This window comes from Xanthobacter aminoxidans (genome assembly GCF_043193615.1).
In the GTDB taxonomy this organism is placed as follows: Bacteria; Pseudomonadota; Alphaproteobacteria; order Rhizobiales; family Xanthobacteraceae; genus Xanthobacter; species Xanthobacter aminoxidans.
This window is the reverse complement of the sequence record NZ_JBAFUS010000001.1, coordinates 1057023-1078899: the sequence shown is the minus strand read 5'-3', so window position 1 is coordinate 1078899 and position 21877 is coordinate 1057023. Positions and strand designations below refer to the sequence as shown.

Genomic DNA, 21877 nt, shown 5'->3' with positions numbered 1-21877 from the left:
GAAGAACACACAGGGAGAAAACTATGCTCAGGAAAACCCGGCTCGCGCTCGTCGCGGGCGCCGCATTCCTCGCCGCGGCGCACTTCGCCGCGCCGACGCCCGCCCGCGCGGAAATCCCCGGCAACAAGATCCGCCTCGGCGTGCTCACCGACCTGAACGGAAACGGCGCCGATTCCACCGGCACCGGCTCCGTCGTGTCGGCTCGCCTGGCCGCGGAAGATTTCAAGAAGGCGCATCCCGGCATCGAGGTGGAGGTGATCTCCCTCGATCACCAGAACAAGCCGGATGTCGGCTCCGCCGCCGCCCGCAAGTGGGTGGCGGACGGCACCGTGGATGCCATTCTCGACGTGCCCTTCTCCTCGGTGGCGCTGGCGGTGCAGGAGGTGGTGCGCGGCACCAACGTCGCGTTCATCGCCTCCGGCCCCGGCACGGCGCTGCTCACCGGCGAGAAGTGCTCGCCCAACACCGTCCACTGGACCTACGATACCTGGGCGCTCGCCCACGGCACGGCCGCTGCGCTCTTGAAGGCGAAGAAGGACACCTGGTTCTTCGTGACGGCTGACTACGCCTTCGGCCACGCGCTGGAGGCCGATGCCATGGCCGTGGTGAAGGCGTCGCCCGACGGCAAGGTGCTCGGCTCCGTCCGCCATCCGCCGAATGCGTCGGACTTCTCCTCCTTCATCCTGCAGGCGCAGGCCAGCGGCGCGCAGGTGGTGGCCCTCGCCAATGCGGTGGGCGACACCATCAACTCGGTGAAGGCGGCGGCCGAGTTCGGCCTCACCCAGAAGCAGAGCCTCGCCGCGCTGCTGATGCAGGTCACCGACGTGCATTCTCTCGGGCTTCCGGTGGCCAAGGGCCTGTTCCTCACCGAAGGCTTCTACTGGAACATGAATGACGGCACCCGCGCTTATGCCGACCGCTTCGCGGCGCAGATGAACGGCCGTCGCCCGACTGCCAACCAGGCGGGCGTCTATTCCGGCGCGCTCCATTATCTGCGCGCCGCCGCTGCGGCCAACACCACCGAGGGCCAGAAGGTGGTGGCGAAGATGAAGGAGATGCCCTCCGACGATCCGCTGTTCGGCAAGGGCGAGGTGCGTGCCGACGGCCGGCACATCCACAACATGTACCTGTTCCAGGTGAAGACGCCGGACCAGTCCAAGGGGCCGTGGGATTATTACAACCTCGTCGAGACCATCCCCGCCAAGGACGCCTTCCGCCCCATGGCCGATGGCAAGTGCCCGATGGTGAAGGGCTGACGTCCTAGAGTGCGATCCGATCAAATTGAATCAATCTGATCGGCGCGTGCTCTAGCCTCTCATGAAAAACCGGCCGGATCGCCCTGCGATCCGGCCGGTTTGCGTTTGGGGTGTTGGTGGCTCAGCCCGTCTGGTCACAGGAAGCCGGTGGAGATCCACGGCACGGCGGCGACGATGATGAGGCCGATGAGCAGCGCGATCATGTAGCCCACGATGGGCTTCATGCCCGCGTCCGGGCTGATGCGGCTGATGGCGCAGGCGGCGTAATAGCCGACGCCGAAGGGCGGCGCGAACAGGCCCATGCCCATGGCGAGGATGACCACCATGGAATAGTGCACCTCGTTCACCCCCACCTGCTTGGCGATGGGGAAGAGCAGGGGGCCGAACAGCACGATGGCGGGGATGCCCTCCAGCACCGAGCCCAGCACCACGAAGGCGACGATGGACACCGCGAGGAAGCTCGCCGACCCGCCCGGCAGGGCGCGCATGGCCTCGGCCAAGGCGTTGGAAAAGCCGGACTGGGTGAGCGCCCAGGCCATGCCGGTGGCGGCGCCGATGATGAACAGGATGGCGCCGGAGAGCGCCGCCGTATCCACCAGCATGGGGAACAGGCGGCGGAAATCGAACCGGCGATAGATGAGCAGGCCCGCCACCACCGAATAGACGATGCCGATGGTGGACACCTCGGTGGCGGTGGCGACGCCCTCGATCACCGCCGCGCGGATGACGAACGGCAAGGCGATGGCCGGCACGGAGATGATGAAGGCGCGCCCGACCTCGCCCCAGCTCGCCTTGGTGACGCCGCTCAGATCCTCGTGGCGATAGCGCCACCACACCACCGAGCACAAGGCGATGGCGAGCACCAGCGCCGGCAGCAGGCCGCCGGTGAACAAGGCGGCGATGGACACGCCCGTGACCGAGCCGATGGTGATGAGCACGATGGAGGGCGGGATCGTCTCGGTCTGCGCGCCGGTGGCCGACAGCAGCGCCACGAGGTCGCCAGGCTTGGCGCCGCGCTTGGTCATCTCCGGAAACAGCACCGGGGCGACGGCCGCCATGTCCGCCGCCTTCGAGCCGGAGATGCCGGAGACGAGATACATGGCGCCCACCAGCACATAATGCAGGCCGCCGCGCACATGGCCGAGCAGGCTGGCGAGGAAGGCGACCATCGCCTTCGCCATGCCGGTCATCTCGATGAGCTGGCCGAGGAACACGAAAAGCGGCACGGCGAGCAGGATCAGGTGGCCCATGCCCTCGTCGAAGCGGCCGATCACCACCATGCTCGGCGTGTGGGTGGCGAGCGAGATGTAGGCGAAGGTGGCAAGGCCGAAGGAGAAGGCGATGGGCACCGCCATCAGCACCATCACGCCCACGCCGAACAGGAAGAAGATCAAGAGGTTGTAGTTGCCCAGCGTCCGGAACACCGGGCCGAGCGCATAGAAGCCGCCGACGATGGCGGCGACCACGAGGATGGCGATGACCGCGTCGCGGCCGGTGGCGTGCTGGGCGAGCTTCAGCAGCCCCACCATCAGCATCAGCGCCGTGCCCACCGGAATGGCGGCGGCGCGCCAGGTGTTGGGGATCTCCAACGCCGGCATCACCACATAGGCTTCCTCCTGCGCATATTCGATGGCCGGATGGAGGATCATCAGCAGGAAGGCCACGGCGGCGGCGATGGCGATCATGTCGAAGAAGGCGCGGGCGCGCGGCTTCATCATGCCGACGATGGCCGTCATGCGCATGTGCTCGCCGCGATTGAGCGCGATCACCGAGCCGAACAGGGACAGCCAGAGAAAGAGCATGGAGGCCAGCTCATCCGACCAGATGAGCGGCTTGTGCAGGGCATAGCGGAAGATGACGCCCGCCAGCAGCACGAGGATTTCGGCCACCACCAGCACTGCGGCGGGGATCTCCGTCAGCCATCCGAGGACGGCGCTGGCCTTGACCGCCCAGGCGCGTCCGATCACGTCCGAAGGGTCATGGGTGTGTAGTGACATGGAGACCTCTTGCCCTGATGCAGGCCAGCGCGTCGACTCGCTGGCGCGCTGAACGGTCTGCGAAACTCGCTCCGGGCTCAAGGGGAAAGGCAACCGATGGGGCGCGATCAGGCCCGCCGCGCGGGGCTTGCCCACGGCATTTTCGCTTTCGGACGCGCCGCACCATCGGGTCGGGGCGATTTGTGCAGCGCATCAAGGGGTTCTGACCCTGCGCCTCGGGTCAGTAGCGGTGCGCTCTCGACGGCTGCCGCAGCTCCACCCGGTGGCGGGTGATGATCTCGTCCATCTCCGTCCGCAGGATCGACATGGTTTCGGACAGCCGCATGGCGATTTCCTGGATGGCCGCCTGGGCGGCATCCTCAAGCACCAGCTTCTTCGCCTTCTCGATGCAGTAGCCGGTGAACAGCGCATCCTGCTCCGGGCCGAGGGCGAGGCCGGACTTGAGCGTGAGGACTTCCGCAGCGTCGCTGCGATGGGAATTCACCTTCGGCGAATAGAGCGAGGCGTGCCGCCGCCAGTATTCCGCCTCCGCGACCTGCCCGGCCATGAGCACGACGATGGCGTCGGCCGCCCGGCGCCGATCGGCTTCCTGCGAGAGGTCGAGCGGGGCGCTTTCCCCATGGGCGAACCGCGTTTCCCCGCTCAATCCGTCCGGCGGACGCAGCAGCGCTTCGGTCACGTCCCGCTTGAGCAGGATGGCCACCAAAGCGTGTCCGGCCTCGTGAACCGCGATGGCCTTCCGGCGGATGCCGAGGGGAATTTCATGGGCGGGCGTGACGGTCATGGTCGGCGTGACGATCTTGGGCGGGTTCACGACAAGGGACCTGAGCGAAGCATTTCCCGTACCAGTCGCGGCCCGCCCCGCCGTCTTCCTAGTGACCGGTCGTCACCACCTCGCCGTCCTCCTTGGTGAAGCTCTCCGGCGGCGTCTCCAGCAGGTCGAGCACGACCTCCGAAGGCCGGCACAGGCGGGTGCCCTTGGGCGTCACCACGATGGGCCGGTTCACCAGGATGGGATGCTCGACCATGGCGTCGAGCAAATGCGCATCCGTCACGCCCGGCTCGGCCAGCTTCAGCTCGGCGACGAGCGGCTCCTTGGCGCGCAGGAGATCGCGCAGGGGCGCGCCGGTGGCGGCGGCGAGGTCCGTGAGCTGCGCCTTGGTCCATCCGGTCTTCAGATACTCGACCACGGTGGGCTCCACGCCGGAGGCGCGGATCATCGCCAGGGTGTTGCGCGACGTGCCGCAGCGCGGGTTGTGGAAGATGGTGACGGGAAAATCGCTCATGGGCGGGATCTCTCGCGGAAAAGCCAGCCGCACAGGACTGCGGCGGCGAGGGCGCCCGCCGATTGGGCGAGCAGGAACAGGGGAACGGACTGGGGCGCGATGCCGGCGAAGGTATCGCTGAGGCTCCGCGCCAGCGTCACAGCAGGGTTGGCGAACGAGGTGGAGGCCGTGAACCAGTAGGCCGAGGTGATGTAGAGGCCGACCACGGCCGGCACCATCTGCGGGCGCACGCGCACGGTGGCGAGGATCGCCGTCACGAGGCCGAAGGTCGCCACCGCCTCCGAAAAGCCCTGTGCCGGGCCGTCCCGGAGCTTGCCGGAAATCTGCACCATGGGCTCGGCGAACATGGCGTGGGCGGCGAGGACGCCCGCGACGGCCCCGGCAAGCTGGGCGGCCACATAGGCGCCGGCCGTGGGCCAGCCGATCTCCCGCCGCAGCGCGAACACCAGCGTCACCGCCGGATTGAAGTGTGCCCCGGACACCGGGCCGAAGGCGGCGATCAGCACGACGAGCCCCGCGCCGGTGGCCAGCGTGTTGCCCAGCAGGGCGATCGCCGTGTTCCCGCCCGCCAGCCGCTCGCCCATGATGCCCGAGCCGATGACAATGGCGAGCAGCAGCGCGGTTCCGAGGGTTTCGGCGGCGAGACGCCGGGACAGATCGAAGGCGGGAGACGCCGCGACGGGCCGGGCCTCCGTGAGCGCGGCGGCGGGCGGGCTGATCTGGTTCATGATGGCTGCCGTTCCTGCGCGGTCTTCGGGGCACACGCACCGGCGTCCGGCCCCGCCGGAGCGCACAGCTCGGGCTGGCCCCCGCAGCACTTGTCGGTGAGAAAGGCGATGAGATCGCTCACCGTCTCGTACTGAGCGGCATAGATGATGGAGCGGCCATCGCGGCGCGATGTCACAAGCCCGGCGTGGGCGAGCACGGAGAGGCTGGCCGACAGCGTATTCGGGGGAATGCCGAGCCGCCGCGCCATCTCCCCGGCCGCAAGCCCTTCCGGCCCTGCTTCGACCAGAAGGCGCAGCGCACTCAGGCGCCCTTCATGGGCGAGGGCGGAGAAGACGGGGACGGCCTGATTCAATTCCATATTTCGTGAATAATGGAAATATAGCCCTGCCGCAACAGCCGGATTAAAAGAATGCGCATGGGAGATCGGCGTCAGCTCTGCCTAGCGTTTAAGCAGCGCTCATATGTCGGGCTTTGCAGCCGCCGCCTCTCGTGCGAATCAGAAGATGATTTCAAATCATTCCAGCCCGGCCTCCGCGCCTGCCCCAGATGCGCGCCGCCCGGCCGGGGAGTTGAGTGACATGATGAGCCACACGGCCGAGCTTTCCGAGGACACCGTCCGTTCCACTCTCGCGAAGGTGCGCACGCCCGAAGGCGTGGCGCTTTCCGTCTCGCCGGCCTTGTCCGGCGTCGTGGTCACGTCGGGCAAGGTCTATCTCTCCATCAACATCGATCCGGCCCAGGCACGGGCGTGGGAGGATGTGCGCATCGCCGCCGAAAACGCGGTGAAGGCGCTGCCGGGCGTCGCCTCGGCCCTCGTCACCCTTACCGCCGAGCGCAAGCAGGCGCCGGCAGCCCCGGCCGCGCATAGCCATGGCCACGGCCATGCCCATGGCGGTGCGCATGGAGGAGCGCCGGCGCCGCGCGGCATCGCCGTGCCGGGCGTCGCCTCCATCATCGCGGTGGCTTCGGGCAAGGGCGGCGTGGGCAAGTCCACCACCTCCATCAACCTCGCCATCGCGCTTCGGGATCTCGGCCTGAAGGTCGGCCTGCTCGATGCCGACATCTACGGCCCCTCGGTGCCGCGCCTCACCGGCGTCGCCCAGAAGCCGGAGACCACGGCGGACGGCAAGACCATGCTGCCGCTGGAGAATTTCGGCCTGCAGCTGATGTCCATCGGCTTCCTCGTGGAGGAAGACACGCCGATGATCTGGCGCGGGCCGATGGTCATGTCCGCCATCTCGCAGATGCTGAAGGACGTGAAGTGGGGTCCCCTCGACGTACTGGTGGTGGACATGCCCCCCGGCACGGGCGATGCCCAGCTCACCATGGCGCAGCAGGTGAACCTCGCCGGCGCCGTCATCGTCTCCACCCCGCAGGATCTGGCGCTCATCGATGCGCGACGCGGCGTCGCCATGTTCGAGCGGGTGAACGTGCCGATCCTCGGCGTTGTGGAGAACATGTCCCACTTCATCTGCCCGCATTGCGGCGGCCGGTCCGACATCTTCGGCCACGGCGGCGCCCATGCGGAGGCGGACAAGCTGGGCGTGCCGTTCCTCGGCGAAATCCCGCTGCACATGCGCATCCGCGAGATGTCGGATGCCGGCCTGCCGATCCTGATCTCCGATCCCGACAGCCCGCAGGCGGCGGCCTACCGGCATGTGGCGACCGGCGTGAAGGCGGCCCTCGACAAGGCCACCGCCCAGACCCGGCAGGCGCCGCGCATCGTCATCGAGTGACGCACCGACGGCATCGGTCGATCCGGTGCCGCGAATTTGAGCCGCCGGGGCATTTTTTCCCCGGCGCGCGGCGATTCATACCTTCCTCCGCGTTGAGCCCGAACGGCGCGTGCTCTAAAAGCGGTACGACGGCCCGCCCATAGAAGCGGCGCTGCGATGTGAAAGAGCCCCAGGGAGTTCTCCATGAAACGCCGTGAGTTCCTCACCGCCGCCAGCGCGGGTGTCGCCGCTTCCGCAGCCGTGGCCATGCCGGCGATCGCCCAGACGGCGCCGGAAGTGAAGTGGCGCTGCACGTCGTCCTTCCCCAAGTCCCTCGACACCATCTACGGCGCCGCCGAGCTGATGGCGAAGCAGGTGGCCGACGCGACCGACGGCAAGTTCCAGATCCAGGTGTTCGCGGCGGGTGAAATCGTCCCCGGCCTGCAGGCGCTCGACGCCACCACCAACAAGACCGTCGAGATGTGCCACTCGGCGTCGTATTACTACGTGGGCAAGGACCCGACCTTCGGCCTCGGCACCGCCGTGCCGTTCGGCCTCAATGCCCGCCAGATCAACGCGTGGTTCCTGTTCGGCAACGGCATGAACCTGCTCAACGAATTCTACAAGAAGTACGGCGTCGTGATGTTCCCCGGTGGCAACACCGGCGGCCAGATGGGCGGCTGGTTCCGCAAGGAAATCAAGACTGTCGAGGACCTCAAGGGCCTCAAGATGCGCATCGCCGGCATCGGCGGCCAGGTGCTCGCCAAGCTCGGCGTGGTGCCGCAGCAGCTCGCCGGCGGCGACATCTATCCCGCGCTGGAGAAGGGCACCATCGACGCGGCCGAGTGGGTCGGCCCGTATGACGACGAGAAGCTCGGCCTCTACAAGGTCGCCCAGTATTACTACTTCCCGGGCTGGTGGGAGGGCTCCGCCGCCCTCAACTTCTTCGTCAACCAGGACAAGCTCGCCGAGCTGCCGAAGAACTACAAGTCCATCCTCACCGCCGCCATGGCGCAGGCCAACGAGAGCATGCTCGCAAGCTACGACGCCAAGAACCCGGTGTCGGTGCAGAGCCTCGTGAAGGCCGGCACCCAGCTGCGCCGCTATCCCAGCGACGTGATGGACGCCGCCTACAAGGCCTCGCAGCAGCTTTACGAGGAAATCGGCGGCAAGAACGAGGACTTCAAGAAGATCTACGAGGACATGAAGACGTTCCGCAACAACGCCTATCTGTGGTGGCAGATCGTCGAGTTCACCTACGACGACTTCATGGTCCGCGCCCGCAGCCGCGGCTGACCGAAGCCGCCGCGCGTCAAGTCAAAGCCCCGGAGCATGGCTCCGGGGCTTTTTCTTTGCTCAGTACGCTCAGCGCGTGCCGCCGGGGGTCGCCTGGGTGCGGCCGCCTTCCTGCGCCGGACCCTTGTGCGTGTCCTGGCCCGGCGTGGTGCCGGACCGCGGCGTCACCGTGCCGGTGGTGTCCATCGCCGGCGCGTTGCCGCTGGACGAGCCGCCGGGCGTCGCCTGCGTGCGGCCGGCCTCCTGCGCCGGTCCCTTGTGGGTATCCTGGCCCGCGGACATGCCGGAATGCGGGGTGGACGGCACGCCGGGGCCGGGCGCGGTCATGCCGCTGCCGCTGGGGCCGGGGGTCGCCTGGGTGCGTCCGCCTTCCTGCGCGGGGCCGCGCTGGGGGTTCTGGCCGGGCGCGGTGCCGGACTGGGCGCTGGCGGCGCCGGTCATGGCGATGAGGGCGGCGGCGACGGGAATGGCATACTTTGCGATGTTCATGCGGGGTCTCCCTCCAATTGACTGCACGGCAGGACAACCGCGGAGACCGCATTTCGGTTCAGTGCCGATTTTCAGCCGGCCAAAGCGAAGTTGCCCCGCCCACGTTGCAATCGCCCCAGCCACTGCCTAGTGTCCGCGCGCCTGAGGCCCCCTGTCCCGCGCTGCCGGGGAGGGCGCGCCGGGGTCACGTTGCTGCGAGCTGTTCCGAAATGATCGACGAGAGCCTTCCCGCCCACATGCGCCCCGACCGCTCGTTCCAGGCGCTGCTCCTGACCCTTCAGCGATTCTGGGCGGACCAGGGCTGCGTGGTGCTCCAGCCCTACGACATGGAAGTGGGTGCCGGCACCTTCCACCCCGCGACCACGCTCCGCGCGCTGGGGCCGAAGCACTGGAAGGCGGCCTATGTGCAGCCCTCGCGCCGCCCCAAGGACGGCCGCTATGGCGAGAACCCCAACCGGCTCCAGCACTATTACCAGTTCCAGGTCATCCTGAAGCCCTCGCCGGAGAACCTGCAGGAGCTGTACCTGCAATCGCTGGCGGCCATCGGCGTGGACCTGAAGCTGCACGACGTGCGCTTCGTGGAAGACGACTGGGAGAGCCCGACGCTGGGCGCCTGGGGCCTCGGCTGGGAATGCTGGTGCGACGGCATGGAGGTGTCGCAGTTCACCTATTTCCAGCAGGTCGCGGGCTTCGAGTGCGCGCCGGTGTCCGGTGAGCTCACCTACGGCCTCGAGCGCCTCGCCATGTATGTGCAGGGCGTGGAGAACGTCTACGACCTCAATTTCAACGGCCGAGAGGGCGCCGAGAAGACAACCTACGGCGACGTGTTCCTTCAGGCCGAGCGGGAATATTCCCGGCACAATTTCGAGGCCGCCGACACGGACATGCTGTTCGAGCAGTTCCGCATGGCCGAGGCCGCCTGCCACAAGTATCTGGCCTTCGGCGACAAGGGCGAAAAGCACGACATGGCCCTGCCGGCCTATGACCAGTGCATCAAGGCCTCCCACGTCTTCAACCTGCTCGACGCGCGCGGCGTGATCTCCGTCACCGAGCGGCAGAGCTACATTCTGCGGGTGCGGGAACTCGCCAAGGCCTGCGGCGCCGCATGGCTGAAGACAGAGGGCGGCGGCGCCGCGGCCTGAGGGTCAGCGGTAAGGGATTGCCCCGGCCTCCATTCGGGTGGTAGCTGAAACGGAGCCGCACCCGCCCGCCGTCCGGACCCGCCATGACCGCCACCGATGTCGGCACCCGTGACCTGTCCGGCATCCGGCCGCCGGGCGCGTCCCATCCGGGCGGCGCGTCGCCGCGCCTGCTCGCGGCAGGCGCCATCGGCAATCTCTTGGAGTGGTACGACTTCGCCTCCTACGGCTTCCTCGCGCCCATCTTCGCCCGCACCTTCTTTCCGGCCGAGGATGCGCTGGTGGGGCTCATCTCCGCCTTCGGCCTGTTCGGCGCGGCCTTCCTGATGCGGCCCTTGGGGGCGATCCTGTTCGGCCATGTGGGCGACCGGTTCGGCCCCCGCATCGCGCTCATTGCTTCGGTCTCGGTCATGAGCTGCGCCACGGTGGGTATCGGCCTGTTGCCCACCTATGCGACCGCCGGCGTCCTCGCCCCCTTGCTGCTCCTCATCCTGCGGCTGTTGCAGGGGCTGTCCATCGGTGGGGAATACACCACCTCCTCCATCTATCTCGCCGAGCATGCCGTGCCCCGCCATCGCGGCCTCACCGCCGCCTTCTCCACGGCAGGAGGGCAGACCGGAACGCTCATCGGCTCCGGCGTTTGCGCGCTGCTGAGCGCGCTTCTGTCGGCGGAGGCGATGCAGGCCTTCGGCTGGCGGCTGCCGTTCCTGCTCGGCGCGGTGCTCGGCATCACGGCGCTGGTGCTGCGCCGGCGCCGACCCGGCGATCGCGGGGGCAGCAAGGCCAGGGGCCTGCCGCTGACGCGGGCCTTCCGGGAGGCGGGCGGCTCCATCGTCGCCGCGATGCTGGTGACCGTGTTCGTCGGCGCCGACACCTATCTCCTGTTTGTCTACCTGCCGACCTATATGGAGCAGGAGGCCGGCCTTGCCCCCGCGACCGCCCTTGCCTTCACCACCCTCGCGCTGATCGTGTCGGTGATCTGCTGCCTGCTGTTCGCCGCGCTGTCGGACCGCATCGGCCGGCGCCGGATCGTGGCGGCGGGGCTTTCCGGCTTCGTCTTTCTCTCCTGGCCGCTGTTCCTGCTGCTGCGCGGCGGCAGCCCGGCGGAAGTGCTGGCGGCGCAGCTCGTCTTCTCGGTGATGGCCGCGGCGGTCACGAGCCCGCTGCCGGCGCTGCTGGTGGAATTGTTCGAGACGCCGGTGCGGTGCAGCGCCATGGGCTTTGCGTGGAATCTCGGCATCGGCGTCTCCGGCGGCTTCGCGCCCATGCTGGCCACCTATTTCGTGAGCGGCCTCGGCCTCTCCATGGCGCCGGCGGTCCATCTGATGGGGCTGGCGGCCGTCGCGCTGGTGGGCGTCGTGGCCCTTGCCGAACGCCGGGGCCGGGTGCTGGACGCACCTTCCCAATGGCCCTAACGCTTGAGCGGAGCAGGAACGGGATTGATGAGCAGCATTGCGCACAACGAGGCCGAAGACGTCTCCGGCGGGATGGCGCCCGACGGCGCGCCCGTCCTCTCGCGCCGGCTGATGGCCGCTGGCATGCTCGGCAACGTGCTGGAATGGTACGATTTCGCCGTCTACGGCTTCCTCGCCAGCATCTTCGCCCGCAACTTCTTCCCCGAGTCGAGCCCCACGGCAGCCATGCTCTCGGTGTTCGGCGTGTTCGCGGCCTCCTTCCTCATGCGGCCTTTGGGCTCGGTGCTGTTCGGCCATATCGGCGACAGGCTGGGCCGGCGCGCGGCGCTCATGTCCTCCGCCGCGCTCATGAGCATCTCAACCTTCTGCGTCGGCCTCCTGCCCACCTATGAGACGGCGGGCGTGCTCTCCGCCGTGCTGCTGCTGATGCTGCGCCTCGCGCAGGGGCTGTCGGTGGGCGGGGAATACATGACCTCCGCCGTCTTCCTGGCGGAAAATGCGCAGCTGCGCTGGCGTGGGGCGGTGACCTCGCTGGTCATCGTCGGCTGCAATGGCGGGATGCTGCTGGGCTCGGCGGTGGGGGCGCTCGTCTCCGGCCTCATGTCGGCGGACGACCTCGCCGCCTGGGGCTGGCGCATTCCCTTCCTGCTCGGCTGCCTGCTCGGCGGCTTTGCCCTCATCCTGCGCCGGACGGTGGCGCGCGACGTGAAGCCGGTGCACCGGCCGACCCTGCCGGTGGTGGAGGCCTTCCGCGAGAGTGGCGGCGGCATCCTCAGGGCGACGCTCATCAACATCGTGCTGGGCATCGCCTATTACCTCTCCTTCGTCTATCTCGCGACCTGGCTGCAGCAGCAGGACCATTTCACCCCCCATGTGGCGCTGGAGCTGAACGCCGTGAGCATGGCGGTGGTGATGGCGGGGTGCTTCGGCTTCGCCGCGCTGTCCGATCGCATCGGCCGCAAGCCGCTCATCGTCGGCGGATTCCTGTGCCTTGCCGTGTTCACCTGGCCGCTGTTCCTGCTGCTGGGTTCCGGCTCGGCCGGGCTGGCGCTGCTGGGGCAGCTCGGTTTTGCGGTGATCGTCTCCATCTATGGTGGACCCATGGCGGTGGCGCTGGTGGAGATGTTTCCCCGCCACACCCGCTGCACGGCGGTGGGGCTGAGCTGGAATCTCGGCCTCGGCCTCGGCGGCGGCACGGCGCCCATGGTGGCGGTCTTGCTGGTGAGTCTCACCGGTGATGCCATGGCCCCGGCCTTCTTCATGATCGCCGGCGGCGTGGTGGCCTTCCTCGCCGCGCTGGGGCTCACGGAGATGCGTGGCCGCTCCCTCGACTGAGCCCGCCCCCTCGACGCGGCGGCCGAAAGGCACTAGAGCACGCGCCAATCAGATTGCATCGCAATCTGATTGGATCACGCGTTCTCTTCCCTGAGTTTAGAGCGCGATCCGGGCGGATTGTTTCAATCCGCCCGGATCGCGCTCTAGCACAGGCCGCGAAATTCACCCGCCGCGCGCAAGCGCCAGCCTCCCCGCATGGGGAGGACGAGCCCGAACCGATGCCCGATCTTCTGCTCGAACTTTTCTCCGAGGAAATCCCCGCCCGCATGCAGGCCCAGGCGGCCGACGCGCTGAAGAAGCTCGTCACCGACGCACTGGTGGAGCGCGGCCTGCTCTACGAGGGCGCGAAGGCCTTCGTGACGCCGCGCCGCCTCGCGCTGGCCGTGCACGGCCTGCCCGGCCGTCAGGCCGACCAGCGGGAGGAGAAGAAGGGGCCGCGCGTGGGCGCGCCCGAGCAGGCGGTGGCCGGCTTCCTTAAAAGCGCGGGTCTGGCCTCCCTCGATCAGGCGACCATCCAGTCCGACCCCAAGAAGGGCGATTTCTACGTGGCCGTGGTGGAAAAGCCCGGCCGCGCCACAACCGAGGTGGTGGCCGAGATCGTGCCGGACATCATCCGCAAGTTCCCCTGGCCGAAGTCCATGCGCTGGGGGGCCGGCACGCTGCGCTGGGTGCGCCCGCTCCATTCCATCGTCGCCACCTTCGGCGCCGAGGGGGATGAGCCGGAGGTGGTGCATTTCTCGGTGGACGGCATCGAGGCCTCCAACGTCACCCGCGGCCACCGCTTCATGGCGCCCGAGCCTTTCACCGTGAAGCGGCTGGACGACTGGATGGCGAAGCTGGAGGCCGCCAGGGTGGTGGCCGACCGCGACCGCCGCAAGGAAATCATCCTCAACGACGCCAAGGACCTCGCGCTCGCCGCCGGCCTTGAGCTGGTGGAGGACGAGGGCCTGCTGGACGAGGTGTGCGGGCTGGTGGAATGGCCCGTGGTGCTCATGGGATCGTTCGAGGAACGCTTCCTCGACATTCCGGACGAGGTGATCCGCGCCACCATCCGCGCCAACCAGAAGTGCTTCGTGCTGAAGGACCCCAAGACCGGGCGCCTCGCCAACCGCTTCATCCTCATCTCCAACCTCGTCGCCTCGGACGGCGGCGCGGCCATCGTCGCCGGCAACGAGCGGGTCATCCGCGCCCGGCTGTCGGACGCGAAATTCTTCTGGGACACGGACCGGCTGAACGGCCTCGCCAGCCGCATGCCCAAGTTCCAGTCCATCACCTTCCACGAGAAGCTGGGCTCCCAGGCCGAGCGCATTGAGCGCATCGTCCGCCTCGCCAAGGAGCTGGCCCCCAAGGTGGGTGCGCCGGTGGCGCTGGCCGAGGAGGCCGCGCTGGTGGCGAAGGCGGATTTGCTCACCGAGGTGGTGGGCGAATTCCCCGAGCTTCAGGGCCTCATGGGCCGCTATTACGCGCAGGGCGAGAACCTGCCGGCTGAGGTCGCCGCCGCCTGCGAGGAGCACTACAAGCCGCAGGGTCCGAACGACCGTGTGCCGACCGCGCCGGTCTCCGTGGCCGTGGCGCTGGCGGACAAGATCGACACGCTGGTGGGCTTCTGGGCGATCGATGAGAAGCCGACCGGGAGCAAGGACCCCTATGCGCTGCGGCGGGCGGCGCTGGGGGTGATTAGGATTGTGCTGGAGAATGGGATTCGGTTGAGGTTGGTTGATGCGGTTGAATTCCAGGCTCGAGCTTTTCGAACTCAAACCTACGTAAAACGAGCTGAGAACGCTGGGTACAAGGCGATTTTTTCAAGAGTCGGTTTGGGCGATGCGATGGAGATGATTTGGCCGGATGAAATTATGGGAGGGACATTGCCGCCTATGTCCGAGGCCATCTCTATCATCCGTTCCACTCCCTCAAACAAAGAGCTTTATCTAGGAATCGTTTCTGAGGGCGAAATAGACAACGAACGTCCGATCTATCAAGTGAGCGGTCCTTCAAATCCCCGAACGATTGCAGACCTCCTCTCATTTCAGAGCGCCGACCTCCTCGCCTTCTTCGCCGACCGCCTGAAAGTCTACCTCCGCGACCGCGGCGCCCGTCACGATCTCGTCGATGCCGTCTTCGCCCTCGAAGGGCAGGACGACCTCCTCCTCGTCGTCCGCCGCGTGGAGGCGCTGGCCGCCTTCCTCGCCACCGAGGATGGCAGGAACCTGCTCGCCGGCTATCGCCGCGCGGTGAACATCCTGCGCATCGAGGAGAAGAAGGACGGCCGCGCCTTCGCCGGCCCCACCTCCGCCGCGCTGCTCAAGGAGCCGGCCGAGGAGCACCTCGCCGCCGCCATCGAGGACGTGAAGGCCCGCGTCTCCAGGGCCGTCGCGGCCGAGGATTTCGAGGCCGCCATGACCGCGCTGTCGGACCTGCGCCAGCCGGTGGATGCCTTCTTCGACGCCGTGACGGTGAACGACGCCGATCCCGCGCTGCGCGAGAACCGCCTGAAGCTGCTCGACGAAATCCGCGCCGCCACCCGCGGCATCGCCGATTTCGACCGCATCGAGGGGTAGGGCGCCCCGGCCGACTGCAACGCAGCGCAGCGGAGTGGAAGGAGAGCCGGGGGCCAGCGCAAGGAGCCTCCGCGCAGCGGGCAAAGCCCGAGACCGCCGGATATTGAAGCGCCTGCGGCGGTGCCTTGCGCTGGGCCCCGGCTCGGCGCTCCGGCTTCGCCGTCGCTGGTCCGGGGTTCTACGCCCTCATTTGACAATCCCGCCCGCCACTGCCTTTAGTGGCGGCGTCGAAGGTCCCGTGGTCCCACACGGGCGTAAAAGGGAATGCGGTGCGGGGAGACCCCCCAATGCCGCGGCTGCCCCCGCAACTGTCGGCGGTGAGCCCCTGCCAGACGCCACTGGAGCAATCCGGGAAGGCGGCGGGGGCGGTGAACCGCGAGCCAGGAGACCTGCCTTCGACGAGGTCCGCGCCGGGCGGGGTGCTCCGGTATTGCGTCCCTTCGAGCCCGTGCGCGCGGGCGCTCGCACCCGTGGACGTTTCGGTGGAGCGCGGCGCGATTCCCGACAGCACAGCACCCGAGCCGGGCGGCGACAGCGCGGAAGCCGGCTGCGCGCCCCAAGCTGCGCCAGAAGCCGCGCGCGAAACCGCCCCCGCCGTCACCCTCCTCATCTGCACCACCTGCCGCGCCCCCGGCAATGACGCCCCACCCGACGCCCAGCGTGACGGCGCCCGCCTCCTCGCCTCCGCCTGCGCCGCATCCCTCCCCGAAGGCGTCGCGGTGGAAGGCGTCGCGGTCGAAGGCGTTTCCTGTCTCGCCAATTGCAAGCGCGCGCTCTCCGCCGCCATGGTTCGCCGCGATGGCTGGACCTATGTGTTCGGCGACCTCTCCCCCGACAGCGCCGCTGACCTTCTCACCGGCGCCGCGCTTCTCGCAGGCTCGCCAGACGGCCTGATGCCCTGGCGCGGCCGGCCGGATGCTCTCAAGCGCGGCATGGTCGCGCGCATTCCCCCGCTTTTCCCCAAGGAGACCCGATGACCTCCCTCGCCCGCGTGCCCTGCACCATCGTCACCGGCTTCCTCGGTGCCGGAAAGACGACGCTGATCCGCCATGTGCTGGAGAATGCCGGCGGCAAGCGCCTCGCGGTGATCGTCAACGAGTTTGGCGACGTGGGCATCGACGGCGAGATCCTGAAGGGCTGCGGCATCGAGAGCTGCGACGAGGGCTCCATCGTGGAACTGGCCAACGGCTGCCTGTGCTGCACCGTGGCGGATGATTTCGTGCCGGCGCTGGACCAGATCCTCGCCCGCGCGCCGAAGGTGGATCATATCCTCATCGAGACCTCCGGCCTCGCGCTGCCGAAGCCGCTGGTGCAGGCCTTCCAGTGGCCGGCCATCAAGGGCCGGGTGACGGTGGACGGCGTGATCGCGGTGGTGGACGGCCCGGCGCTGGCGGAAGGCCGCGTCGCCCCTGATCTCGCCGCGCTGGACGCGCAGCGGGCCGGGGACGAAAGCCTCGACCATGACGATCCCGTGGAAGAAGTGTTCGAGGACCAGATCGCCTGTGCCGATCTCGTCATCCTCTCCAAGTCCGATCTGCTCGATGCGGCCGGATTCATCGCCGCCGAGAAGGCGGTGGCCGGCGCCCTGCCGCGCGCGGTGAAGCTGGTGCGATCCTCCGGCGGCAAGGTGGATCTGGCCGTGCTGCTCGGCCTCGGCGTCGGCGCGGAAGACCTGATCGACACCCGCCGCACCCATCACGACGACGAGGAAGACCACGACCACGACGAGTTCGAGAGCATCGTCCTCGCCTTGCCCGAGATCGCCGATCCCGCCGCGCTGGCCGCCCGCGTGGTGAAGGCGGCGGAGACGCCGGACGTGCTGCGCGTGAAGGGCTTCGCCGCTGTGGAAGGCAAGCCGCTGCGCCTGCTGGTGCAGGGCGTCGGCCCGCGCGTGTCGCACCATTTCGATCGCGCGTGGGGCGCGGGCGAGGCGCGGCGCGGGGCGCTGGTGGTCATCGGCCTCAAGGGCTTCGACCGCGCGGCGGTGGAACAGGCCATCCTCGGCTAGCCCATGCACATCCTCGCCACCACATCGACGAGCATGGAGGAGTTGGCCGAGCCGGTCGACCTCGCCCAGCCGCCCGGCGACATGGTGGCCCTCTCCTTCACCGACAGCGATCTCATCGCCCTCGCCGCCGCCTGGCGGGCGCGCGGCGGTGCGGTGCCTAGCCTGCGCCTCGCGCGGCTGAAGGATCTGCGCCACCCCATGTCCGTGGACCTGTGGGTGGAGAAGATCGCGGCCAAGGCGAAGGTGGTGCTGGTGCGCCAGCTCGGCGGGCTGGATTGGTGGCGTTACGGCGCCGAGCAATTGGCCGCCACGGCCCGCGCCCGTGGCATCGCCCTTGCGCTGCTGCCCGGCGAGGACCAGGACGACCCGCGCCTCGCCGCCCTCTCCACGCTGCCGCAGGATACGCTCGCCCGCTGGCTCGGCTATTTCCGTGCGGGTGGGCCGGCGAACATGGCGGCCCTGCTCGCCGCCATGGGCGAGGCGGCGGGCTTTCCCGCGCCCCATGCCATCCCCGTGCCGCACCCCGTGCCGGCCACCGCCTTCCACCGCCCCGGCGCCGGCCTCGCGACGCTGGAGGAGGTGCGTGGGCGGGACAAGGGCAGGGAAGGGGAGGGGCGGCCGAACGCGCTCATCCTCTTCTACCGCTCCCAATGGCTCGCCGCCGACACCGCCGCCGTGGATGCGCTGGCTGTAGCGCTGGAAGCGCGGGGCATCGCCGCCCATTGCCTGTTCGTCCCCAGCCTCAAGGCGCCGGAGGCCCGCGCGGCCGTGCGGGCGGCGACGGCGGCGCTGGACCCCGCCATCCTCCTCACCACCACCGCCTTCGCGGCCGGCGATGCGGCCGAGCTGTTCCCGGAAGGCGGCCCGCCGGTGCTACAGGCGGCGCCCGCCACCACGGCGCGGGAGGCGTGGGCGGGGAGCCCACGCGGCTTCTCGGCGGCGGACCTCGCCATGCACGTGGTGCTGCCGGAGTTGGACGGGCGCGTGCTGGCCGGCGCCCTCTCCTTCAAGGATTTCGCCCCGCCCGACGCCGACCTCGCCTTCACCGCCGCCATCAACCGGCCCGAGCCGGAGGCGGTGGCCCATGTGGCCGATCGCGCGGCGGCGCTGGTGCGCCTCGCCGCCACGCCCCGCGCGGAGCGGAGGCTGGCGCTGATCCTGCCGGACTATCCCGGCGCGGAAGGCCGCGCCGGCTATGCGGTGGGCCTCGACGTGCCCGAGAGCGCGCGGCGGATGCTTGGGACGCTCGCGGCGGCCGGCTACGGCGCCGGCCCCGTGCCCGACGATGCAAAGGCGCTCCTTGCCGCGTTCCAGCCCGAACCGGCGCTGACGCTGGACACCTACCGGGGCCTCTTCGCCACCCTGCCGGAGGCCGCGCAGGCCGCCGTCACCGCCGCCTGGCGCGCTCCGGAGGACGATGCGGATGTCGTCGATGGCGCCTTCCGCTTCCGCCACGCCCGTTCCGGCACTATCACGCTCGCCTTCGCCCCCGATCGTGGTGCGAGCCTCGATCGGCGGGCGGATTATCACGACGCCAGCCTGCCGCCCCGCCACGGGCTCCTCGCCTTCGGCCTGTGGCTGCGGGAAGGGCTGGATGCCCACGCCGTGGTCCATCTCGGCGCCCATGGCACGCTGGAATGGCTGCCGGGCAAGGCGGTGGCGCTCACCCCGGCCTGCTTTCCGCAGGTGGTGATGGGGGCGCTGCCGGTGGTCTATCCCTTCATCGTCTCCAATCCCGGCGAGGCGGCGCAGGCCAAGCGCCGGCTCGCCGCCGTCACCATCGGCCACCTGCCACCGCCGCTGGCTGCCGCAGGCCTCAGCGAGGCCGAGCAGCGGCTGGAGCGGCTGGTGGATGAATATGCGCAGGCCGACGGCCTCGACCGCCGCCGCCGCGAGCGCCTCGCCGCCCTCATCGTCGAGACCGCCGCCGAGACCGGCCTTGCCGCCACCGCCGGCGTTTCCGCAGGCGCCGATCCGGACGAGGCGCTGCGCCGCATCGATGCGTGGCTGTGCGACCTGAAGGACCTCGCGGTGAAGGACGGCCTCCACATCTTCGGCGCCACGGCCGAGGGCGAGGCCGACCCGCTGCGCGCCGCCTCGGCGGAGGCGGAAACCCGCGCGCTGCTGACTGCCCTCGACGGCCGCTTCGTGCCCGCCGGCCCGGCCGGTGCTCCGGCGCGGGGGCGGCGGGATGTGCTGCCCACCGGGCGCAATCTCTTCACCGCTGATCCGCGCACGCTGCCCACCCCCACCGCCTGCGACCTCGCCCGCAAGGCGGCGGACGAGGCGGTGCGCCTCATTCTTCAGGAACAGGGCGACTGGCCCCGCGCGCTGGTGCTGGACTTGTGGGGCAGCGCCAGCCTGCGCACGGGGGGCGAGGAGATCGCCCAGGGCCTCGCCTTCCTCGGCTGCCGGCCGGTGTGGGAGGCCGCGACCGGCCGCGTCACGGGGGTGGAGGTGCTGCCGCCCGCTGTGCTCGGCCGCCCGCGCATCGACGTGACCTTCCGCATCTCCGGCCTGTTCCGAGACATCTTCCCCGCCCAGATCGCCTTGCTGGATGCCGCCGTGCGCGCGGTGGCGGAGCGCGACGAGGACGCTTCGGAAAACCCCCTCGCCGAGGCCCGCCGCAAGGGGGAGGACCTGTCCCGCCTGTTCGGCTCCGCGCCCGGCGCCTATGGCGCGGGCATCGAGGCGACCTTGCAGCGCGGGGCGTTCGAGACGCGGGAAGAGCTGGGCCACGCCTATCTCGCCGCCGCCTCCCATGCTTATGGCGGCGCGGACGGCACCGCGCGCCCGGCGCCCGGCCTGTTCGCGGCGCGGCTCGCCGAAGCGGATGCGCTGGTGCATGGCGCTGACGATGCCGCCCGCGACCTCCTCGACGGCAGCGAGGATGCCGCCTTCATGGGCGGCTTCGCGGCGGCCGGCGCGGCGCTGGGGCGCTCGGCCCATCTCGTCGTGCTCGACACGACCGATCCCGACCGCCCCCGCGCCCGACCGCTCAAGGAAGCGCTGGCGCGGCTGGTGCACGGGCGCGTCTCCGCCCGCTTCATCGCCGGGCAGATGCGACACGGCCCCCGCGGCGCATCGGAGCTGGCGGAGACGGTGGACCGCCTCGTCGCCTTCGCCGAGACCACGGAGCAGGTGCCCGCCGCGCTGCTGGACCGCCTCCACGCGGCCTATGTGATGGACCCTGAGGTGCGCGCCTTCCTGCTCGCGCAGAACCCCGCCGCCGCCCGCGCGATTGCCCGCCGCTTCGCCGATGCGCGGCGGCGCGGCCTGTGGCATGCACGGCGCAACGATCTCGACAGCGATCTCGACGCCCTCCGCGCCGAAGCCGGCCGGGAGGCCGCGGAATGACGCCGATCCCCCCCACCCGTCGCGGCGCCTGCCCGGCCTTCCTTGCGCCCATGGAGACCGGCGACGGCCTCATCCTGCGCCTCGTCCCCTCCGATGGCCGGCTCTCGCCAGTGCAACTGCGTGGGCTGGCCGACGCTGCCCGCCGCCTCGGCAACGGGATGATGGAGGTGACGGCGCGCGGCAGCCTTCAGGTGCGCGGGCTGACCGCCGAGACCGTTCCGCTGCTTCAGGATGCGGTGGTCGCGCTCGGCATCACGCCGCGCCTCGGCCTCGCGGTGGATGTCTCGCCGCTGGGCGGGATGGACCCGACCGAGATCGCGGACGGGCATCCACTCGCCGCCGCGATCATCGCCGGGGCGCAGCCTCTGGCGGGGAAGCTGGGGCCGAAGGTGTCGGTGGTGGTGGAGGGCGGCGGCGCCGTCAGCCTCGCCGCGCAGAAGGCGGATGTGCGCCTCGTCGCAGCTTGGCCGGGACACTGGGCGCTCACCATCGGCAATGGGCCGGCCCGCGTGCTGTCCGAGGGCGACGCGGTGGCCGAGGCATTGGCCGCGCTCGCGTCCATCGCCGCCTTGGGTCGTGCGGCCCGCGCCACCGATCTGCCAGGATGTGGCGGCCGGGCGCGCGTGGCCGAAGCCGCGCCGCCGCTGGGGCGCATTCCGCTGGCCGATGGCACATTGGCCTTCGGCTTTGGCCTGCCCTTCGGGGCGGGTGATGCCGCGCAGTTCGAGGCCCTTGCCGAAGCGGCGGAAGCGACCGGCGCGCGGGACCTGCGCCCGGCACCCGAGCGCACGCTCCTCGCCACCGGGCTTTCGCCAGCCGGTGTCGATGCCTTCGCCGCGCGCATCGCCGCCCTCGGCTGCATCACCGCCGCGAACGATTCCCGCGCCGCCGTCGCCGCCTGTGCCGGGGCGCCGGCCTGCGCCTCCGCCCACATCCCGGCCCGTGCGCTCGCGCCGGTGCTGGCGCAGGCATTCGCGCCGCTGCTGGATGGGACGGTGTCTCTGCACCTCTCCGCCTGTACCAAGGGCTGCGCCCACCCCGCGCCGACGACCCTCGCCTTCGTGGGCATGGACGGCGGCGCCGCACTGGTGCATGACGGCCCTGCCTCCGGCGCGGCGCGCCCGGTGCGGCCGGCGGCGGACCTTCCCGCCGCTGTCGCATCCCTCGCCGCGACGCTGGCGGCCCGGCGAAATCCGGGTGAAACGACACGTGCGCTCCTTGCCCGCCTGGATCTGGCGGGCCTGTGGGCGGGCACGGCGACAACAGACGGGCCGGAAAAGACGACGTGACGAGCCGC

At 69.7% G+C, this 21877-nt stretch carries 17 protein-coding genes and 1 riboswitch; of the genes, 11 read left to right on the top strand and 6 right to left on the bottom strand.

What is annotated here, in order from left to right; genetic code table 11:
* Nucleotides 1–23 precede the first annotated feature (23 nt).
* On the top strand, nt 24–1256 hold the full coding sequence (locus V5F74_RS04905; protein WP_250166773.1) for an ABC transporter substrate-binding protein: 1233 nt from the start codon (nt 24–26) through the stop codon (nt 1254–1256).
* Between the two features lie 134 nt (nt 1257–1390).
* Here the strand turns inward: V5F74_RS04905 and V5F74_RS04900 are convergent, their stop codons facing one another.
* From V5F74_RS04900 to V5F74_RS04880, 5 genes are all read right to left on the bottom strand, one after another.
* On the bottom strand, nt 1391–3253 hold the full coding sequence (locus tag V5F74_RS04900) for a TRAP transporter large permease (RefSeq protein ID WP_394006587.1): 1863 nt from the start codon (nt 3251–3253) through the stop codon (nt 1391–1393).
* 220 nt (nt 3254–3473) lie between these two features.
* Nucleotides 3474–4067, bottom strand: coding sequence for a hypothetical protein (locus tag V5F74_RS04895; protein WP_394006585.1), 594 nt, complete (start codon nt 4065–4067; stop codon nt 3474–3476).
* A gap of 58 nt (nt 4068–4125) precedes the next feature.
* Nucleotides 4126–4539 (bottom strand): arsenate reductase (glutaredoxin), encoded by a 414-nt coding sequence (gene arsC, locus V5F74_RS04890; RefSeq protein WP_394006583.1) that lies wholly within the window; start codon nt 4537–4539, stop codon nt 4126–4128.
* Nucleotides 4536–5267 (bottom strand): aquaporin, encoded by a 732-nt coding sequence (locus tag V5F74_RS04885; RefSeq protein WP_394006581.1) that lies wholly within the window; start codon nt 5265–5267, stop codon nt 4536–4538. The genes arsC and V5F74_RS04885 overlap by 4 nt, the downstream gene beginning before the upstream one ends.
* Nucleotides 5264–5626: an ArsR/SmtB family transcription factor gene (locus V5F74_RS04880; RefSeq protein ID WP_394006579.1), complete on the bottom strand. Its 363-nt coding sequence runs from the start codon at nt 5624–5626 to the stop codon at nt 5264–5266. Before V5F74_RS04880 ends, V5F74_RS04885 begins: the two co-directional genes overlap by 4 nt.
* Nucleotides 5627–5846: 220 nt before the next feature.
* On the opposite strand from V5F74_RS04880, the gene V5F74_RS04875 reads away from it, so the two are divergent.
* Nucleotides 5847–7004, top strand: coding sequence for an Mrp/NBP35 family ATP-binding protein (locus V5F74_RS04875; protein WP_250166767.1), 1158 nt, complete (start codon nt 5847–5849; stop codon nt 7002–7004).
* A 183-nt stretch (nt 7005–7187) separates the two neighbouring features.
* Nucleotides 7188–8279 carry a TRAP transporter substrate-binding protein gene (locus V5F74_RS04870; RefSeq protein WP_029557616.1) on the top strand — a complete coding sequence of 364 codons (1092 nt, stop codon included), beginning with the start codon at nt 7188–7190 and terminating at the stop codon, nt 8277–8279.
* Nucleotides 8280–8348: 69 nt separating this feature from the next.
* Here V5F74_RS04870 and V5F74_RS04865 read toward each other — a convergent pair whose 3' ends face one another.
* The gene (locus tag V5F74_RS04865; RefSeq protein WP_394006576.1) at nt 8349–8768 is read right to left on the bottom strand and encodes a hypothetical protein; all 420 of its coding nucleotides are present in this window, start codon (nt 8766–8768) and stop codon (nt 8349–8351) included.
* 212 nt (nt 8769–8980) lie between these two features.
* Here V5F74_RS04865 and V5F74_RS04860 point away from each other — a divergent pair, with 212 nt between their 5' ends.
* The 8 genes from V5F74_RS04860 to cobG all read left to right on the top strand — a co-directional run bounded on the left by V5F74_RS04860 (nt 8981) and on the right by cobG (nt 21869).
* A complete protein-coding gene (locus V5F74_RS04860; protein ID WP_394007472.1) occupies nt 8981–9910 on the top strand; it encodes a glycine--tRNA ligase subunit alpha in 930 nt (309 codons plus the stop codon).
* An 83-nt stretch (nt 9911–9993) separates the two neighbouring features.
* A complete protein-coding gene (locus V5F74_RS04855) occupies nt 9994–11322 on the top strand; it encodes an MFS transporter (protein WP_394006574.1) in 1329 nt (442 codons plus the stop codon).
* 27 nt (nt 11323–11349) lie between these two features.
* Nucleotides 11350–12657: an MFS transporter gene (locus V5F74_RS04850; protein ID WP_394006572.1), complete on the top strand. Its 1308-nt coding sequence runs from the start codon at nt 11350–11352 to the stop codon at nt 12655–12657.
* A gap of 218 nt (nt 12658–12875) precedes the next feature.
* Complete coding sequence (gene glyS, locus V5F74_RS04845; RefSeq protein ID WP_394006570.1) at nt 12876–15215, top strand: glycine--tRNA ligase subunit beta; 2340 nt, start codon at nt 12876–12878, stop codon at nt 15213–15215.
* A 214-nt stretch (nt 15216–15429) separates the two neighbouring features.
* Nucleotides 15430–15626: riboswitch (cobalamin riboswitch) on the top strand.
* Nucleotides 15627–15823: 197 nt separating this feature from the next.
* Nucleotides 15824–16192 (top strand): DUF1636 family protein, encoded by a 369-nt coding sequence (locus V5F74_RS04840; RefSeq protein WP_051679452.1) that lies wholly within the window; start codon nt 15824–15826, stop codon nt 16190–16192.
* Nucleotides 16189–17223, top strand: coding sequence for a cobalamin biosynthesis protein CobW (cobW, locus tag V5F74_RS04835; RefSeq protein WP_029557623.1), 1035 nt, complete (start codon nt 16189–16191; stop codon nt 17221–17223). The genes V5F74_RS04840 and cobW overlap by 4 nt, the downstream gene beginning before the upstream one ends.
* A 3-nt stretch (nt 17224–17226) precedes the next feature.
* Nucleotides 17227–20580, top strand: a complete 3354-nt coding sequence (cobN, locus tag V5F74_RS04830) for a cobaltochelatase subunit CobN (RefSeq protein ID WP_394006567.1) — start codon at nt 17227–17229, stop codon at nt 20578–20580.
* Nucleotides 20577–21869: a precorrin-3B synthase gene (gene cobG, locus V5F74_RS04825; RefSeq protein ID WP_394006566.1), complete on the top strand. Its 1293-nt coding sequence runs from the start codon at nt 20577–20579 to the stop codon at nt 21867–21869. Before cobN ends, cobG begins: the two co-directional genes overlap by 4 nt.
* The last annotated feature ends 8 nt before the right edge of the window (nt 21870–21877 follow it).

What these genes read in the sequence shown, in the direction of transcription:
- V5F74_RS04905 (WP_250166773.1), top strand. Translation starts at nt 24, where the DNA reads ATGCTCAGGAAAACCCGGCTCGCGCTCGTCGCGGGCGCCGCATTCCTC.
- V5F74_RS04900 (WP_394006587.1), bottom strand. Translation starts at nt 3,253, where the DNA reads ATGTCACTACACACCCATGACCCTTCGGACGTGATCGGACGCGCCTGG.
- arsC (WP_394006583.1), bottom strand. Translation starts at nt 4,539, where the DNA reads ATGAGCGATTTTCCCGTCACCATCTTCCACAACCCGCGCTGCGGCACG.
- V5F74_RS04885 (WP_394006581.1), bottom strand. Translation starts at nt 5,267, where the DNA reads ATGAACCAGATCAGCCCGCCCGCCGCCGCGCTCACGGAGGCCCGGCCC.
- V5F74_RS04880 (WP_394006579.1), bottom strand. Translation starts at nt 5,626, where the DNA reads ATGGAATTGAATCAGGCCGTCCCCGTCTTCTCCGCCCTCGCCCATGAA.
- V5F74_RS04875 (WP_250166767.1), top strand. Translation starts at nt 5,847, where the DNA reads ATGATGAGCCACACGGCCGAGCTTTCCGAGGACACCGTCCGTTCCACT.
- V5F74_RS04870 (WP_029557616.1), top strand. Translation starts at nt 7,188, where the DNA reads ATGAAACGCCGTGAGTTCCTCACCGCCGCCAGCGCGGGTGTCGCCGCT.
- V5F74_RS04865 (WP_394006576.1), bottom strand. Translation starts at nt 8,768, where the DNA reads ATGAACATCGCAAAGTATGCCATTCCCGTCGCCGCCGCCCTCATCGCC.
- V5F74_RS04855 (WP_394006574.1), top strand. Translation starts at nt 9,994, where the DNA reads ATGACCGCCACCGATGTCGGCACCCGTGACCTGTCCGGCATCCGGCCG.
- V5F74_RS04850 (WP_394006572.1), top strand. Translation starts at nt 11,350, where the DNA reads ATGAGCAGCATTGCGCACAACGAGGCCGAAGACGTCTCCGGCGGGATG.
- glyS (WP_394006570.1), top strand. Translation starts at nt 12,876, where the DNA reads ATGCCCGATCTTCTGCTCGAACTTTTCTCCGAGGAAATCCCCGCCCGC.
- cobW (WP_029557623.1), top strand. Translation starts at nt 16,189, where the DNA reads ATGACCTCCCTCGCCCGCGTGCCCTGCACCATCGTCACCGGCTTCCTC.
- cobN (WP_394006567.1), top strand. Translation starts at nt 17,227, where the DNA reads ATGCACATCCTCGCCACCACATCGACGAGCATGGAGGAGTTGGCCGAG.
- cobG (WP_394006566.1), top strand. Translation starts at nt 20,577, where the DNA reads ATGACGCCGATCCCCCCCACCCGTCGCGGCGCCTGCCCGGCCTTCCTT.